At 40.0% G+C, this 16,762-nt stretch carries 16 protein-coding genes; 5 read left to right on the top strand and 11 right to left on the bottom strand.

The annotated features are described in order from the left end of the window. Positions 1-172: 172 nt before the first annotated feature. The 5 genes from mutS to AW165_RS11725 all read left to right on the top strand — a co-directional run bounded on the left by mutS (position 173) and on the right by AW165_RS11725 (position 5,733). Positions 173-2,812, top strand: a complete 2,640-nt coding sequence (mutS, locus tag AW165_RS11705) for a DNA mismatch repair protein MutS (protein ID WP_002115830.1) — start codon at positions 173-175, stop codon at positions 2,810-2,812. Positions 2,813-2,873: 61 nt separating this feature from the next. Beyond that, positions 2,874-3,404 (top strand): GNAT family N-acetyltransferase, encoded by a 531-nt coding sequence (locus AW165_RS11710; RefSeq protein WP_060465935.1) that lies wholly within the window; start codon positions 2,874-2,876, stop codon positions 3,402-3,404. Between the two features lie 344 nt (positions 3,405-3,748). Then, on the top strand, positions 3,749-4,072 hold the full coding sequence (gene fdxA, locus AW165_RS11715; RefSeq protein ID WP_002051033.1) for a ferredoxin FdxA: 324 nt from the start codon (positions 3,749-3,751) through the stop codon (positions 4,070-4,072). A gap of 131 nt (positions 4,073-4,203) precedes the next feature. Then, positions 4,204-4,926: a D-Ala-D-Ala carboxypeptidase family metallohydrolase gene (locus tag AW165_RS11720; RefSeq protein WP_005802595.1), complete on the top strand. Its 723-nt coding sequence runs from the start codon at positions 4,204-4,206 to the stop codon at positions 4,924-4,926. A gap of 138 nt (positions 4,927-5,064) precedes the next feature. Further along, a complete protein-coding gene (locus AW165_RS11725) occupies positions 5,065-5,733 on the top strand; it encodes an O-methyltransferase (RefSeq protein ID WP_060465936.1) in 669 nt (222 codons plus the stop codon). Between the two features lie 116 nt (positions 5,734-5,849). On the opposite strand, the gene AW165_RS11730 is transcribed toward AW165_RS11725, so the two are convergent. The 11 genes from AW165_RS11730 to AW165_RS11780 form a co-directional block, all read right to left on the bottom strand. Further along, positions 5,850-6,692, bottom strand: coding sequence for a universal stress protein (locus AW165_RS11730; RefSeq protein ID WP_002115820.1), 843 nt, complete (start codon positions 6,690-6,692; stop codon positions 5,850-5,852). Between the two features lie 155 nt (positions 6,693-6,847). Then, positions 6,848-7,459 (bottom strand): DapH/DapD/GlmU-related protein, encoded by a 612-nt coding sequence (locus AW165_RS11735; protein ID WP_060465937.1) that lies wholly within the window; start codon positions 7,457-7,459, stop codon positions 6,848-6,850. Next, positions 7,452-8,051 (bottom strand): IMPACT family protein, encoded by a 600-nt coding sequence (locus AW165_RS11740; RefSeq protein WP_032038417.1) that lies wholly within the window; start codon positions 8,049-8,051, stop codon positions 7,452-7,454. The genes AW165_RS11735 and AW165_RS11740 overlap by 8 nt, the downstream gene beginning before the upstream one ends. A 92-nt stretch (positions 8,052-8,143) precedes the next feature. Further along, positions 8,144-9,340, bottom strand: a complete 1,197-nt coding sequence (locus AW165_RS11745; RefSeq protein ID WP_032042581.1) for an HlyD family efflux transporter periplasmic adaptor subunit — start codon at positions 9,338-9,340, stop codon at positions 8,144-8,146. Continuing rightward, positions 9,337-11,478, bottom strand: a complete 2,142-nt coding sequence (locus AW165_RS11750; protein ID WP_032003909.1) for a type I secretion system permease/ATPase — start codon at positions 11,476-11,478, stop codon at positions 9,337-9,339. The genes AW165_RS11745 and AW165_RS11750 overlap by 4 nt, the downstream gene beginning before the upstream one ends. Beyond that, positions 11,475-12,941: a TolC family protein gene (locus AW165_RS20290; RefSeq protein ID WP_017481420.1), complete on the bottom strand. Its 1,467-nt coding sequence runs from the start codon at positions 12,939-12,941 to the stop codon at positions 11,475-11,477. Before AW165_RS20290 ends, AW165_RS11750 begins: the two co-directional genes overlap by 4 nt. A 274-nt stretch (positions 12,942-13,215) precedes the next feature. Next, positions 13,216-13,959, bottom strand: a complete 744-nt coding sequence (gene lptB, locus AW165_RS11760; protein WP_002122331.1) for an LPS export ABC transporter ATP-binding protein — start codon at positions 13,957-13,959, stop codon at positions 13,216-13,218. Beyond that, positions 13,959-14,507, bottom strand: a complete 549-nt coding sequence (gene lptA / locus AW165_RS11765) for a lipopolysaccharide transport periplasmic protein LptA (RefSeq protein WP_002122334.1) — start codon at positions 14,505-14,507, stop codon at positions 13,959-13,961. The genes lptB and lptA overlap by 1 nt, the downstream gene beginning before the upstream one ends. Continuing rightward, on the bottom strand, positions 14,491-15,039 hold the full coding sequence (gene lptC / locus AW165_RS11770) for an LPS export ABC transporter periplasmic protein LptC (protein WP_005070181.1): 549 nt from the start codon (positions 15,037-15,039) through the stop codon (positions 14,491-14,493). The genes lptA and lptC overlap by 17 nt, the downstream gene beginning before the upstream one ends. Before the next feature lie 37 nt (positions 15,040-15,076). Next, positions 15,077-15,616: a KdsC family phosphatase gene (locus AW165_RS11775; RefSeq protein ID WP_002122322.1), complete on the bottom strand. Its 540-nt coding sequence runs from the start codon at positions 15,614-15,616 to the stop codon at positions 15,077-15,079. 3 nt (positions 15,617-15,619) lie between these two features. Next, entirely contained in the window at positions 15,620-16,597 is a 978-nt protein-coding gene (locus AW165_RS11780) for a KpsF/GutQ family sugar-phosphate isomerase (protein WP_002122342.1), read from the bottom strand. Positions 16,598-16,762 lie beyond the last annotated feature (165 nt).

The following is a 16,762-nucleotide window of genomic DNA, read 5'->3' on the forward strand; positions in this document are numbered from 1 at the left end:
TGTTACCATTACACATCTGGAGTGACTCCAAATCGCTTTATACTATGGATGCCAATTCTCAAAGTTCATCCAGTTGTGTTCTTTTCTTGAATGACATTCATTTTTAAAAGACTTGAAATTGGTTAGATGACCAAACGTAAAATATTATTGATTTTTTAAGGGTTTAATACGCATGAATAGCGCTGAAATCATGGCTGACTTATCTTCTCACACACCTATGATGCAGCAATATCTCAAAGTTAAAACGGACTATCAACATGCGTTGCTGTTCTACCGTATGGGTGACTTTTATGAACTCTTCTTTGAAGATGCTCATTTAGCAGCCAAGCTTTTAGGCATCACATTAACCCATCGTGGTAAAGCCAGTGGCCGACCTATTCCAATGGCGGGTGTTCCCTATCATTCAGCCGAAGGTTATTTGGCGCGTCTTGTTAAAGCCGGGCGCACGGTAGCTATTTGCGAACAAGTTGGAGAAGTAACAGGCAAAGGCCCTGTTGAACGTAAAGTTGTTCGTATTCTGACCCCGGGTACATTAACTGATGATGCATTACTCAGCAGTTATCAATCATCTAATCTCGTTTCATTGTGCATTCATCAAAACCAGATCGGTTTTGCTTTACTCGACTTGAGTGCGGGCATTTTTAAAGTTCAACAACAAGATTACAAGCCAGAACAATTACCTATTGAACTTGCACGTTTAATGCCAAGTGAAATCTTGATTGATGAAGACTTGGTCGACACCAATATTATCGAACAAATTAAAAAGCATTTAGATTGCCCTGTTACTAAACGTCCAAATGTAGACTTCAACCTAAATAATGCACAAAAAACCTTATGTGACCAGTTTACGGTATCAACCCTTTCAGGTTTTGGTTTAGACCCATTACCTTTAGCCAAAGCTGCTGCCGCTGCGCTTATTCACTATGCAAAAGAAACCCAAAAAACTGCATTACCGCATATTCGTTCAATCCAACTTGAACAAAGTACCGACTTTATTGCGCTCGACCCAATTACACGTCGCAACTTAGAAATTATCGAGCCATTATTTGAACACGGAACATCATTATTTCAACTGGTAAATGATTGCCAAACTGCAATGGGTGGCCGTCTATTAAGCCGCACACTCATGCAACCAGTACGTGATACTGCATTGCTTGATGCTCGTTTAGATGCGATTGAGCAACTCATTCAGGGATATCACGAAAACCCAGTTCGTTTAGTGCTTAAAGAAATTGGTGATATTGAACGTGTGCTTAGCCGCGTTGCGCTAGGCAGTGCGCGACCACGTGATTTAGTGCAACTTCGTCATGCATGTGCACAAATTCCAGCTTTAAGAACGGCGTTAACCCCAGTCATTCAAGCGAAGAAATCTAAATTATTAGTTCAACTAGATGAAGAACTTGGAGACTTCAAAGCGCTTCATCAGCATTTAATGGCAGCTATTGTTGAAAACCCACCGGTATTACTTCGTGATGGCAATGTAATTGCAGAAGGATATGATGCTGAGCTTGATGAATTACGCCAAATTCGTGATCATGCAGGTCAATTCTTAATTGATCTAGAAATTAAAGAGCGTGAACGTACCGGCATTAATACCCTTAAAATCGGTTATAACCGTGTAAGTGGTTACTACATTGAACTGACTCGTGCTCAAGCAGAACAAGCGCCAGCCGACTATATCCGTCGTCAAACTTTAAAGAATGCTGAACGCTACATTACCCCTGAGCTAAAGAGTTTTGAAGATAAAGTCCTGTCGAGTGAGTCACGTGCGCTGTCACGTGAAAAAGCATTATTCGAAGCTTTGCTTGAAAACCTTCGCGAAAATATCGCTCATCTACAAATGATGAGTTCAGCAATTGCTCAAATTGATGTCATTGCAAACTTTGCTCATCAAGCACGTTTAAACAATTGGGCGCGCCCTGAATTTACTCCGGAAACGGGCATTAAAATTCAGGCTGGTCGTCATCCTGTCGTTGAAGCATTAAATAAAGCACCATTTACCCCAAATGATACTTTCCTTGATGCTCAGCACCGCATGGCAATTATTACCGGTCCAAATATGGGCGGTAAATCAACCTTCATGCGCCAAACGGCATTAATCAGTTTACTTGCTTATTGCGGTAGCTATGTTCCGGCTAAAGCCGTCAAACTTGGTCCAATTGACCGCATTTTTACCCGTATTGGTTCAGCCGATGATTTATCTACAGGTAAATCTACCTTTATGGTTGAGATGACTGAAACTTCGCAAATTTTGCATCATGCCACCAACCAGTCGTTGGTGTTAATGGATGAGGTTGGCCGCGGAACCAGTACTTATGACGGTTTATCTTTAGCATGGGCATGTGTGGTCGACTTAACCAAGCGCGTAAAATGTTTATGTTTATTCGCGACTCATTATTTTGAATTGACCGAACTTGGTAGTGAAGCAGGAATTGATAACTATCATGTCACGGCGCAAGAGCTGAACGGCAATCTGATTTTATTACATAAAGTTCAGCAAGGCCCTGCAAGCCAAAGTCATGGTTTACAGGTCGCAAAATTAGCGGGTATTCCTGCCAATGTTATTAAAGAAGCGCAGAAACGTTTGCGCATTTTAGAAAAACAGCAGCAACAACATCTACAAACCAGTTTTCAAAATGATTTGTTTGCTCCACCAGATGCAAACTCTGGTTCACAAATCATAGAGAAAGTTGTCGAGATCGAAGTTTCATCCCCTGCTCTAGATTTGCTTAAGCAAATTGAAGTCGATAACTTATCGCCTCGTCAGGCGCTTGAACAACTCTACGAGTTAAAAGCTGCACTCAAATCTTAATAAAGCACTTCCGAATAAGCAGGCTTAGGTCTGCTTATTCATATCGGAGAATAATATTTATATGATCTTAAGATCTTTGCAAAGTTCAGAAATTGATCTTATTTGGCAGCAGATTAGCCGCCGTGAATTAATCACTCAAAACTACATACAAAAACAGCAACAGTTAGAATTGGTTGATTGTTTTTTTGATGTACAAAATTGGGACTCATATCATCTAGAAAATGACCCACCTAAACTCAAACAACTCTATGCACAAGGTTCAATATTTGTAGGTGCATTTGACGCCTCTGAAAAGCTCGTTGGCGTGAGCGTAGTCTCAAACCAAGTGATAACAGACTATCCTCACGCTAAATTACTCCATTATTTCTATGTGGATGCTGACCAACAAGGTCAAGGCATTGGTGCTAAGCTTATGCAAGCCGCAAAAGAGTCAGCCAAGCAACTCGGTGCAGACCAACTGTATATTTCAGCAACCCCAAGTCGACGCACTGTAGACTTCTATATGAAGCATGGCGCGCAACCCTTAAATGCTCCAGATCAACAACTTTGGCAGCTCGAACCTGAAGATATTCATTTACTATGTAAGCTTTAGCTCTAAAAATTTAAGATTTTCTAAGCAAAAAAGCCGTAAATCAAAATTTGTAAAACAAAAAATGAAAAGTTAAGGTATTTATTAAAATAGATGCCTTGACTTAAATGACATCTAAATAATTAAATAAAATATTTTTTAAGTTATTGTTTTATAAAATATATTATTATTTTAATTTTATAGACTACGCTCTGCTGGGTTTACAAGATATGTTTGATTATCAACGTATTAACTTATCTTCATATGCATGAATAAAGAATATCAATAAAAGCAATTGTTTGTTTACCCCTTTTTTGCCTAAAATAAGCTATTCGAAATGAAACCATATTTTTTAGGTAGCTGTCGCCATGACCTTTGTTGTCACTGAAAATTGTATTAAATGTAAATACCAAGATTGCGTAGAAGTTTGTCCTGTAGACTGTTTTTACGAAGGTCCGAATTTCCTAGTGATTAATCCGGATGAATGTATTGACTGTGCATTATGTGAACCAGAGTGCCCGGCAAATGCAATTTTCTCTGAAGATGAGTTACCTGAAGGCCAAGAGGTATTTATTGAATTAAATGCTGAACTTTCTCAAAAATGGCCTAACATTACTCAAATTGGCGATCAACCAGCTGACCGTGAAGAATGGAACGGCAAACCTGATAAATTACAATATCTTGAAAAGTAATTTCAAAAAAGATCAGCAACCGCTGATCTTTTTTTATACCCTATTCAAACATTTCATTGCAAATTCCTCGTAATTTGTGCACTGTTTTGCATTAAAATACCCGCAATATTTATAAGTGCTTAATTTTTCTTATGCGGAAGTTTTTGCAGAGTCTGGTGCCCTTATGCATAATCCCAGCGGTTATGGTAGGTTGTGTCAGCTCTCCCCAACACACAACAACAGGCAAAACCTCTCCAAGTGGTAAACGAATCTTTATTCCACAAGAGCGCGTTATTATCGAGCGCCCAATTCCCCCTAAAGTTGAGCCTGCATCTTATCGAAGTTGGTTAAGTTCTGGTGAAAATTACCAACGTGTTCGTGAATACGAAAAATTCTTAACCCGAAATAACGTTGCAGGCATTGTGCCAAGCTTTGAGTTATTACGTTCGGCACGTGATTGGCAAAAATGTGGCCGCTCAGAATATGCTGTACCTAATCGCGAGCTATGGGGAAATTCTTTATCTACCCTACGCGTATTTAAATATTTAGTTGCAGCAAAAGTTCTTACCGACTTTGAAGTGACCTCGGTTTACCGAGACTTACCTTTAAATGAATGTGCAGGCGGCGCAAGCTCATCTAAACATTTATTTAACTCGGCAATCGATTTCCGTATTGGTCCTGAGTTCCCACAAGCTCAAGATTATGCATTTATCGAAAACACCAAGTTTAAACTTTGTCAGTTCTGGGCTCAGCATGGTCAAAGCTTAAATATGGGTATTGGTCTATATAGTTCAGGTCAAATTCATATTGATACTCAAGGCTATCGTACTTGGGGACCTGACCTCACCCGAAATAGTTCAATGTGTAATTTCTAATAAAAAACTCCTTTCAACTGAAAGGAGTTTTTTTTATTGTTCATTTCCCAATCAACCAAAATTTCTTGAAACGAAGATTTTTGCACTCTAGGCATAAACGTTTAAAATAGCCCGATCAACATATAGGTAAATTTGATTATGCAGCAGATGTGGACAGACATTGACCAATATATCGATTCACATTTAATTCCTGAAGACCCGCGACTCGAATATGCATTAAAGAATACCGACGAACACGGCTTTTCAAATCATCTTGCAGTAGCTCCTAACCAAGGTATGTTCTTGCAGATGCTTATTCAAATGAATAAATGCAAACGAGTTTTAGAAATCGGAACCTTTGCTGCATATAGTACCATCTGGTTAGGCCGTGCCTTACCTGAAGATGGTTATTTACTCACAATAGAAGGCCGTGCTACTCATGCCGAAATGGCACAGAAAAATATCGATCATGCCAATCTTCCTGTAAAAGTTGATCTTCGAGCTGGCCGTGCTGCAGATATCCTTTCTGCAATTGATCCTCAATCAATCGAGCCTTTTGATTTTATTTTCATTGATGCAGATAAACAGGGTTATCCTGAATATTTAGAATTGAGTCTGAAATTCTCAAGATCAGGTACGATTATCGTGCTCGACAATGTAATTCGTGCAGGTGATATTTTAGATCCTGACAATAAAAAACCGAGTATTGAAGGCATCCGTGAAATGTTTAAAACCTTAGAAAACCATCCGCAAATATTGTCTTGTACAGCCTTACAAACAGTTGGCTCAAAAGGTCATGATGGCTTCGCAATTGCAATTGTGAAATAATGGTTAAAAAATCATCTTTTTTATTTTATTATTTATAATCAATTAATTACTTTTATTACTGTTGCTTTTCCATATAGTTATCCACAAGATTTGCGGATAACTATATGCAAATCTCATCATTTAGCCACAAGTAATGGCACAGTCGCGTTTCGGAATATGGTTGTCGCAATACTTCCCAAGAAGAATTGGTGAATTTTGCTATGACTAAATGCCCCTAACACAATAATTTGAATACCGTGTTCTTGTTGGTACTCTAAAATATTTTGTGCAACATCGCCATAACGGTAAACGGTGACTACATCGAGCCCCGCTTGTTTAAGATAATGTTCTGGTTCATTTAATATTTCTGGATGATCGCCTACATACACCAAATGACATTGCAGTGTTCGCAATAAGTCACTTTGGGCAATACGGCGCATCATTTTTTGGCAAGTTGGCGAATATTCATAAGCAAAGATAAATCGTGTTGGTACTTTAAAGTTTTCGCCAATGGTCAACACAGTACAATTCGCACCACGAATGAAGTTTTCAACATTGCTACCGATTGGTTTATGTTTCTCGGCTGCTCTTTCCCCGACTCGACCTAAAATAACGATGTCATTTTCATGTAAGAGATTAAAACTTTGTTCTAAAAAATCACCTTTTTCTTGAATTTTTGAACTGGTAATTCCATGTTTTTCTTGAATAAGATCAGAAATATGGCGGAGTAAATTATTACTATAGTCTAACGCGAGTTCACTTTGTTTTTGCTCTAGCTCAGCTAACTCTTTTAGCAGCATTGCATTGCTTTCAAAGCCGATTACCCCACTAATTTCACCAAGATGGTAACTGGCTGGGTAATAGTCCAGAATTTGTAATAATACAAGTTCCCGTCCGGTCGCTTTAGCAACCCATGCTGCTGCATCAGCAATAGCATTAATACACGGTGATGAGTCAATACACGCAATAACACGGTTCATGTTAGCCTCTCTTCTTCAGGTCTATTGCCTTGGAGATTATTATTAAAACTTAGCTTTAACTTAACATAGATAAAAATTGGTATGTTAAGGTTTATGTATAAAAACCAACTTTTTTGTTTAAAGATCAAACATTTTATTACATTCTTAAGACTGCATTATTCTCTTAAACGAATAAATTTTGCAGGATTTCCGCCGACAATATGGTACGGCTCAACATCTTTGGTCACCATACTATTCATCCCGACCACAGCATGTTTACCGATTTTTATACCGTCTTTGATTCCCACATGCGCCCCCAACCAAACGTCTTGCTCAATTTCAATTCCTTTGGACGTAACTGGCTGTTGGTAAAGTGGACGGTCGAGTTGCATCCCATGGTCAAATGCATATAAATGGCAATACGCGGCGATACGGACTTGGTCATGCAACTTTATGCCTGCTCGCCCACCATCTAAAATACAATGATGGTTAATCGCGACTTCATTGCCGATTTCGAGTGGTCCATGCAATGTGCAATCAGCCGCAATAAAACTATTATCCCCAATAATAATTTTGCGGCCTGGTTCAGCAAAAATATGTGCTAGCGGCGAAATAAAACAATTTTCACCAATCTCAACGGTTTCCATATCCATTAAATAAGCTTGATATTCTTTTTGCCACTCTTCAGCCCAAGCACGGTTTTTAGGTTTCAACGTCCAATATAACCATGGCATATAGTTTAAGCGGTGCTTATGTTGCTCACGATATTTCAGTAAGGAATCAGTCATCTGTTAATTCCTCTTCAATTTTTAATTCTTCACGACCACGTGTTACGTCTCTGAGTTTTAAGGCAAGCGGTTCAATTTGATGTATTTGTAGTCTCGCTTCAATATCTACACCTGTTGCCGTGTAGGTTTCCTGATATTCAATCTGTTGTTGAGTCAGCTCATATTGAAATATGGCCCATTCATTAAAATGACACGAAAAGTGAATTGTCTTCTTTGCAATGAGTTCAATACGTTCAGCCAATAATAAACATTGTCCAGCACAGCCACCGTATGCTCTCACAAGGCCGCCTGTCCCCAGTTTTATTCCACCATACCAACGGTTAACCATCACAATAATATTCGTCAGGTCATTCCCTTCAATGGTCGCCAAGATTGGACGGCCTGCCGTTCCTGACGGTTCACCATCATCGTTAAAGCGTACGTTATGCCCAATTTTCCACGCCCAACATTGATGAGTGGTCGAGATATCCTTGTTGTATTCTAAAAATTCTTTAACCTGCTGTTCATTTTCTACTGGCGCAGCAATGGCCTGAAATCTACTTTTTTTAATTTCTTCTTCAAATGTAATCTGTGATGCAATCGTAAAAGCCATAAATAAGATAAAGCACAATAAAAATCAAATTATAACGTGAATTTAATAGAATCAAACCTATAAAAAAAGCCCCGAATCTCGGGGCTTTTTTATTATCTTTCTCGTAACGCTTCTTTGGCTTTATTAAATGGTTTAAGTAAGTAATCGAGTACTGTTTTTTGACCAGTACGAATATCTACTGTTGCCACCATACCCGGTGTAATACCAAACGCTTTACCTTCTTTATTGTAAAGCTTATCGGAATCAGTGCGGATATAAACACGATAATAGAATTGGTCCTGTTTCACTTCATCACGAATGGTATCTGGTGAAATAACCGTAACCTTACCTTTTAAACCACCATAAATTGAGTAGTCATAGGCCGTGATTTTAACCAGTGCTTCTTGTCCTGGACGAATAAAGGCAATGTCACGTGGCAAAATACGCGCTTCAATCAGCAATTGCTCATCAATCGGTACAATGGTCATCAATTTACCATTTTGTGGAATAACTCCACCATGGGTAGTTACTGCAATTTCTTTTACAACACCACGTACCGGTGCTCTGAACACTGCACGATCTAAACTGTCACTACGACCCAGTACGATTTGTTGTTGCGTTTCGCTATCCGTATTCGCTTTAGATAACTCTTCACGGGCTTTCACATAGTACTGGTTCTGTGCATCATTCATTTTATTTTGCAAATCATTTGCTTCACGACGTAAACGTAAAACCTCAACCTCACTAGCTGCACCTTTAGCAACTAGCGGCTCTGTCATTGCTAGTTCTTGTTGCACCAGTTGTAACGCCTGTCTTAAACCTGCAAGCGTTTGTTCAAGATCAGCACGTCGTGAGCGATATAGTGCTGTTTCTTCTTGTACCAGCTTTGGTTCTTTCATCACAATTTCAGGAAAAACCAAAGGTGTGCCATTTACTTCCGCACGCAAACGCGCTGCTGTCGCTTGAGCAGAGATCAGTAAAGATCTTGATTCACCAACATTAGAGGCAAAACGGGTTGGATCGAGCTGCGCAAGAATTTCGCCTTTTTGAACAATATCGCCTTCTTGTACATTCAGCTTGGTTAAAATACCGCCTTCTAAAGACTGGATGACCTGCTCTTTAGATGATGGAATGACTTTACCTGTACCGGTAGAAACTTCTTCAAGCTTAAATACCCAAGCCCAGATAAAGAAAATAACTAAGCCAATGCCCACAATCCAGATTACTAAGCTCGCACGTGGTAAGGGTGGCTCACTATAAGAGACATTCATTGAACGGGTGAGTTGTTGTTCTTGTTGTGGTTCGCTCATGAATTACCCCCTTGGCTCACTTGTTTTTGTTGGGCTGTTGATTGATTGAGTACCTGATCTCTTGGACCGTCCATCACGATTTTGCCTTCGTTAACGACAATAATACGATCCACCAGTTCTAAAACAGCACGGCGGTGGGTCGCAACGACCAAAGTACGATGTGCTAGCCAACCTTTTAAATGATCAATCAGTTGTTTCTCTGCCACGTCATCAATTGCGGCTGTCGGTTCGTCTAACAATAAAATGTTAGGTTGACGAATCAACAAACGAGCCAGTAACAATGCTTGTTTCTGACCACCAGAGAAACCAACACCACCTTCTAAAATCAGATGATCTAACCCTTCTTTTTTCTCTTGAACAAAAGGTAATGCACCAGTCACCACTAAAGCTCGAAGAATCTCTTCATCCGTTGCAAGCGGCGCGCCTAAAGTGAGGTTTTCACGAATCGTACCGTAGAAAAGATGCGCATTCTGGTTAAGTAAGCCCATATCACGACGTACATCAGACGGATCAATTAATGAAAGATCGAGACCATCTAAATGTACTGCGCCTTGAGTTGGAACTTGCATACCAGATAGAAGCTGGAGCAGTGTCGATTTACCTGCACCGTTACGCCCCAATATGGCAATTTTTTCACCAGCGCGAATTTTTAAATGACGGATTGCCAAACTTGGTTTCGGGTCTTCTTCGCCATACTGGAATAAGACATTTTTTAATTCATAGTCGCCATTTAAAACTGCTTTGTGTACCAGATGCGAACGGTCAGCCTGATCAATCGGACGCTGCATGAGTTCATCAAGGCTTTGTTTTGCGACTTTTGCTTGCTGTAAACGACCCAAAACACCTGTAATCTGTGCAATAGGTGCCAACATACGTGAAGATAGAATGGAGCAAGCTACTAACGCACCTGTAGTCATTTCACCGTCCATTACGGCAAAACATCCTACCAATACCACAATTGCATAGGTCAAACCTTGAAGCATTTGAGTCCATGCCATTAAGGTACCGACAATTTTACGCTGTCTCATCCCGATATCGGCTGAAACTTCATTCATGTGGTTCCACTGATTTTGGAAACGTGATTCAGCACGCAATAGCTTAATATCTTCGATGCCCTGCACCGCTTCGACAAGAATTGCGTTACGGATTGAAGACTCTCTCATGCCCTCTTGTGCGAGTTGCGCTAGCTTCTTTTGCACCAGAATACCCGGCAAAATCATAAGTGGCACAACCAGCAACATCACCCAAAATAGCTTTCCGCCAATAATCGCAAAAATGATCAGGAAAAGGAAAAAGAACGGGAAATCAGCAATAGCACTAATGGTGGTTGAAGTCACCAGTTCACGAACACCTTCGAGCTCACGAATCTGGGAAATAAAACTACCGGTAGACTTTGAACGGTCTTTATTTTTGATGCGTAAGGCATGACCAAATACACGGTCAGACACCCGTAAGTCAGCACGTTTACCAATAATATCGGATAAATATACCCGTGATATACGTAAGGTAAACTCAAAAAGTGCTGCAATGAGTACACCCCCTGCCAGCACCCATAAAGTCGGGATAGACTGTGAGGGTACAACACGGTCATACACTTGCATTGAAAAAATAATGGTTGCCAGTGCCAAGACATTGGCAATGAGTGAGGCAAACATAATATCAACGTAGCGCTTCCAGTCTCTTAGAACAATCGACCAGAACCAGCTTGCTTCGTACGGTTTGATATATTCGTCAATACGCGCATCGGGAATAGACGTTTCAGGACGCAGAATATAGACATTCTTAATTGTTGTTTTTAAGACATCTAAGCTTAAATTTTGGGAAAGGCCATGATCTCCACTAAACTGGATACTGACATTTCCTTGAGTATCAGCCTTATCAATTACACCAACTTGTCCGTCATTAAACTCGACCATGACAGGTAAACGCCATGGGTTGAGCAACTCTAAAGAAAACGGCACTTTACGTAAATTGAGTCCTACCTGACGTGTAATGAGCTGTAAAACATCATCAAGGTTTTGATTTTGGTTCCAGTCAAGTTGTAAACGAATCCTTTCTTCTGAAGGCTCAATTCTATAATGTTTAGCAATCGTTAAGACCGCCTGTAACCAGGGCTGGTAATTTATTTTTGTCATCATGGTTGTACTTCGAACCCCTGAATTGAAATATTATTTAAGTCATAAGCTTGGCGGGAACGTCCTGTTGCTGCAATGTACTGAACAATACTGCTGTAGATGTCATAACGTGCAGTTTCAAGTTCCGAATTGGCGCTATGAATCGCTTGTTCAGCATTCAGTAGGTCAACCAATGAACGGGTACCGAGTTTGTACTGCTCTTGATAAAGTTCGCGTGTACGAACTGTTGTCGCTTGGCGGTTGGCTAAAACCTGCATTTGACGTTGTTTATTTTCAATTTGTTCACGGCTAGTTCTGATCTGATCGAGCACATCCAGATACACAGAATTCACTTTAGATTTAGCGGCTTCTTCTGCATAACTTGCCATTTTTACTTGGGAAGAAACTGCCCCACCTTGATAAAACTGGCTGGTGGCTTCAAGCATGATGGAACTATATAAACCGTCGTCCTCATCATTGTTTGGGTTTTTTCCATTAATGGCCTGACTCACCGAGCCTTTCACTGCCAAAGTTGGATAACGTGTTAAACGAGTCTGTTCCTTTTGAGCTTTAGCCACTTCAATGCCCGCTTGTGCAGCGATCATTTTTGGAATGGTATTAAACTCAGGCTCACCATATAAATCAGATACTTTCACCAAATCATCTGAAATAATCCAACCTGTACGCGAAACATCAGCACCCAACAATGTTCTTAAATGTTGTTGGTACTGACGTAATAAAGATTGCTGTGCAATCAAACCGGACTGTGCAGCTTGTAAATAAGACTGAGCTTGGATCGGGTCAGCCTGACTGCTAATACCAGCATTTGCACGTAAATTAGCGATTTCCTGAATTCGCTGAATACCCGCAATTTGCTGCTCGGCAATTTTATTTAATTGGAGATAGCGCTGAATATTGATAATCGACTGAGCCACATCAAGTGCAATATCATCAATGCTGACCAACACATTCGCCTGCTCGACTTGGAGTTTAGCCTTCTCAACCGATACGCCTGATTTGACTTTACCAAAATCATAAAGCATTTGAGTTGCGTTTAAAGTCAATAACTGCCGACCACGTTCACCACTACTCAAGTCTCCTGTGGTAATACCACCTGAAATTTGAGGATAGTAACCTGCCTTCGCAACATCAATACCAGCGTTTTGGCCAGCTAGAGTTGAAATGGCTTGGGAAATATCAGGGTTACGCTGGATGGCGATTTTCACCGCTTCCTGTAGAGTCATTTTCCTTGATGGCAAATTTGAATAAGATGAAGCTGCTCTATCATTGAGCTGAACAGTCGGAAACTCCTGCACTCTAGAACGATCTAGCCTAAAATTACTCAACTCTTGCATCTTAGCGACTTTAAATTCATCACTACTTTTAGGGGCAAAAAGTTGTGATAAGTTGTCTTTTAATGTGTGATATTGCTCACTTGGTTTAGCGGCATATATCACCATAGGTACATGCAGTGAAGTTAAAAGCATCAACCCTTTCAGGAAAGCTGGCTTTTTACATGTCCTTTTTACTCTTCTCTGGTTATATCCAATCATGCTTGTCTTGTTGATCTTGTTTGTTATCGTTTAAAAGCTTTTACATTCTACATATTTTTTTGCATAAAGAAGCATAAATGCAGGAATAATTCACACATTATTTTTTCATCAAATGAACCGTATAATTTATTGTTTTTTAATAATTAAATACAAAAAAGCTAAAAAGAAGCATTGACCTCTTTTTAGCCAAATAGATTAACTTTTTTATTTAAACTGTAAAATCGTCACCTAAGTAGACTTTACGTACCTGTTCGTTATCCAGAATTTCTTGTGGAGTGCCTTCTGCAATTACCGCACCTTCGCTCACAATATATGCACGTTCACAGATCGCCAAAGTTTCACGTACGTTATGGTCTGTGATAAGCACACCAATACCACGATCTTTTAAGGTCTGGATAATATCTTTAATATCACCTACCGAAATTGGATCGACACCGGCAAACGGTTCATCAAGTAACATAAACTTAGGATCAGCAGCCAATGCACGTGCAATTTCAGCACGGCGGCGCTCACCACCAGACACACTCATTCCCAATGAATCTTTAATATGACTGATTTTAAAGTCATTCAACAATTCAGTAAGACGTTGTTGGCGCTGTTGTTTATTTAAATCTTTGCGTGTTTCTAAAATAGACATAATATTTTCAGCAATTGTCAGCTTTCTAAAGATAGAAGCTTCTTGCGGAAGATATCCGATTCCTTTACGTGCCCGTTCATGCATTGCCAAATCGGACATATCAAGATCATCAAGGTGAATTTCACCTTTGTCCATACGCACTAGCCCAACAACCATATAGAAGCTTGTTGTTTTTCCTGCACCGTTAGGGCCAAGCAAACCAACAATCTGTCCACTTTGCATACTAAAAGATACGTCTTTGACGACCCAACGTTTACTATAGTTTTTTGCTAAGTGCTTAATACACAAAGTTTGGGGTTGAAGAGCTTGTTGCATTAGTCACGCGCTCCTGGGAAACTTTTTGAAGTTGATGGCGGAATAATAATTTGAACACGGTTTGATGATGAACCTTGAGCTTCAACATCACCTTTGTTCATACTATATTTCAATGAGTTACCGCGGATGCTTGAACCATCTTGATATAGATATGCACCACCAGTCAAAGTAATAATGCCTGTATCTGCATTATAAACAATGGTTTGACCCTCGCCTCGTGCAACGCCCTTGTCAGCACTAATTTGCTGTTGGAATTTAGACGGTCTACCTTTGGCAGTAATCGTTTGAATTTCACGTTTAGAGTTTAGCGTAGCAACAATTGAGTCGGCTTGAAGCTTCATCGTCCCTTGCTCAATCACGACATTACCCGTATAAGTCGTTAAACCCGTTTTCTCATTATAAGTTGCACGGTCTGCCACTAACGAAATTTGTTGATTACGGTCAGACGGTAAAGCAAAAGTCGAAGCAGATGATAAAGCAACGAATGTAATTACCGCAGCTTGTTTTAGGAAAGCTGAAGAACGTTTTAAATTAAGACTTTGGTGCATACTTTCCTCGAATATTAAAAAATTCGTACTGACCATTATTCAAATTAGCTTTTAACCCTTTGCTGACAAACTCGGCTTGCGGAGATTGAACAACCACTTGGTGATCTGTTTCAATTTCTCGGGTTTTTGGATATCCGGTTAACTCATCAGTTTGGAATTCAATCTTCCCTTGTGGTGCCAGTTTAGTTGCGACCACATCACCCGATAAAATAACTTTACGGTTATCATCGTAGCCATTTGCCTGTTTTGCAAAGAATGTCGCATCAACTTTGCCATCTTTATACATCGAGGCATTAAGTTGATCCAACTTTGATGTTTTTTGTTGCATATCCTGTTCAAGCTGACGAACTTCAGCACGAATATACAAATTGCCTTGATCATCAGTTTGAGTCAAATGGACGCCCTGCGCTGAATATGTCATATTCTTCGCAGAACCAATGTCTAGTTTTTTTGCCTTGCCACTATAGTAGTAGTAACCACCACTTATAGCAGCAACCACTACAGCAACAATTGATAAAACTCTGGTATCCATGAGCAGGAATAGCCTACCTTTTTAAGTAATCTTATTATTAATGCGGTACTGCAAGATATTTTTCAAGAAGTTCTTGGTAAATGCCTTTTGCGATCAGCAACATATCACAGACTTCACGAACTGCACCACGCCCACCCATCGATTGCGTAACCAAATGCGCACGGCGACGTACTTCTTCGTGACCATTTGGCACAGTAACACTCATACCTGCGATTGCAAAAGCAGATAAATCAGGCCAATCATCGCCCATATATAAGCAATCAGACGGCAAAATATTAAACTGCGCACAAGCTTCACGAAGTGCTGAGCCTTTGTCTTCACGGCCTTGAAAAACGAGGTCTACGCCTAAATCAGACATACGTTTTTCAACAATATTACTTTTTCTGCCTGTAATAATGATAACTTTCATGCCGGCTTGCTGTGCAAGCTTCATTCCTAAACCATCACGAATATCGAATGATTTAATTTCATCGCCACTATTGGTTAAGGTTACGAAGCCATCACTCAAAATACCATCAACATCCAGAACCAATGCCTGTAAATGACGTGCTTGTTCTAACAATGCATAAGATGCCATTGATTAATTTACCCCTGCCTGAATAAGGTCATGCATACTAATTACACCAATCACTTTGTTTTGGTCATCTACCACCACAAACTGACTAATTTTTTTCAGGTTCAGCTGTTGTAAAGCTTCTACCGCACGTGCTTCTTGAGAAATCGTTGATGGTTTTTTTGTCATCACTTCTGAAACAGGCAAATTCACATCAAAACCTTGCTGTTTATCAATTAAACGGCGCAAGTCACCATCGGTGAAAATACCAAGTAAATGTTCTTGTTCATCTACAATTGTCGTCAAGCCTAAACGTTTATTAGAAATTTCATAAAGCACTTGATTCATTGGCGTATCTGGTGAAACTTTTGGCAGCTCATCGCCTGTATGCATCAGATGTTTTACATGTAAAAGTAAGCGTTTACCCAACGCACCTGCTGGATGGGAGCGGGCAAAATCATCTGCGGTAAAACCACGCGCTTCAAGTAAAGCGACAGCCAGTGCATCACCCAATACTAAAGTTGCTGTCGTACTCGACGTAGGCGCTAAACCTAATGGACATGCCTCGTCAGACTCACCTAAAGTTAAAGCGATGTCGGCATTTTGCGGCATTGGGCCTTTATCATCACGGCTAATGGTAATAAGAGGAACGCCAAGATGTTTGATTAAAGGCATCAACATCATGATTTCATCGCTTTTTCCAGAGTTGGAAATCGCAATTAAAACATCACCACGAACCAGCATTCCCAAATCGCCATGTCCAGCTTCGCCCGGATGCATAAAGAAAGATGGTGTACCAGTTGAGGCGAAAGTAGCAGCCATTTTACGGCCAATATGCCCTGACTTACCCATGCCAGTGATCACAACACGACCTTTACACTGTAACAATATTTCACAAGCTCGGTTAAAACTGTCACCAATTTGTGTTGCTAACACGTCTAAGGCTTGTTGCTCAATACGCAATGTTGCTAATGCGCTGCTTTGGAAATCTGTAGGATTGGGCATACGAGTTTGACTCAAAATAATTGATCTGATCTCTTGTGAAGATCGGTGATTTTAATCAAAAGATTTGGGGGCATTCTAACATAACTCAATCATCTACACGTTTTTAAATGTATAAGATTTCACAAGCTTATAAAATTCTTGCATAAACCTTTGTGAAAAATGATG

It is taken from the genome of Acinetobacter sp. LMB-5, assembly GCF_001541635.1.
GTDB classification, from domain to species: domain Bacteria; phylum Pseudomonadota; class Gammaproteobacteria; order Pseudomonadales; family Moraxellaceae; genus Acinetobacter; species Acinetobacter pittii.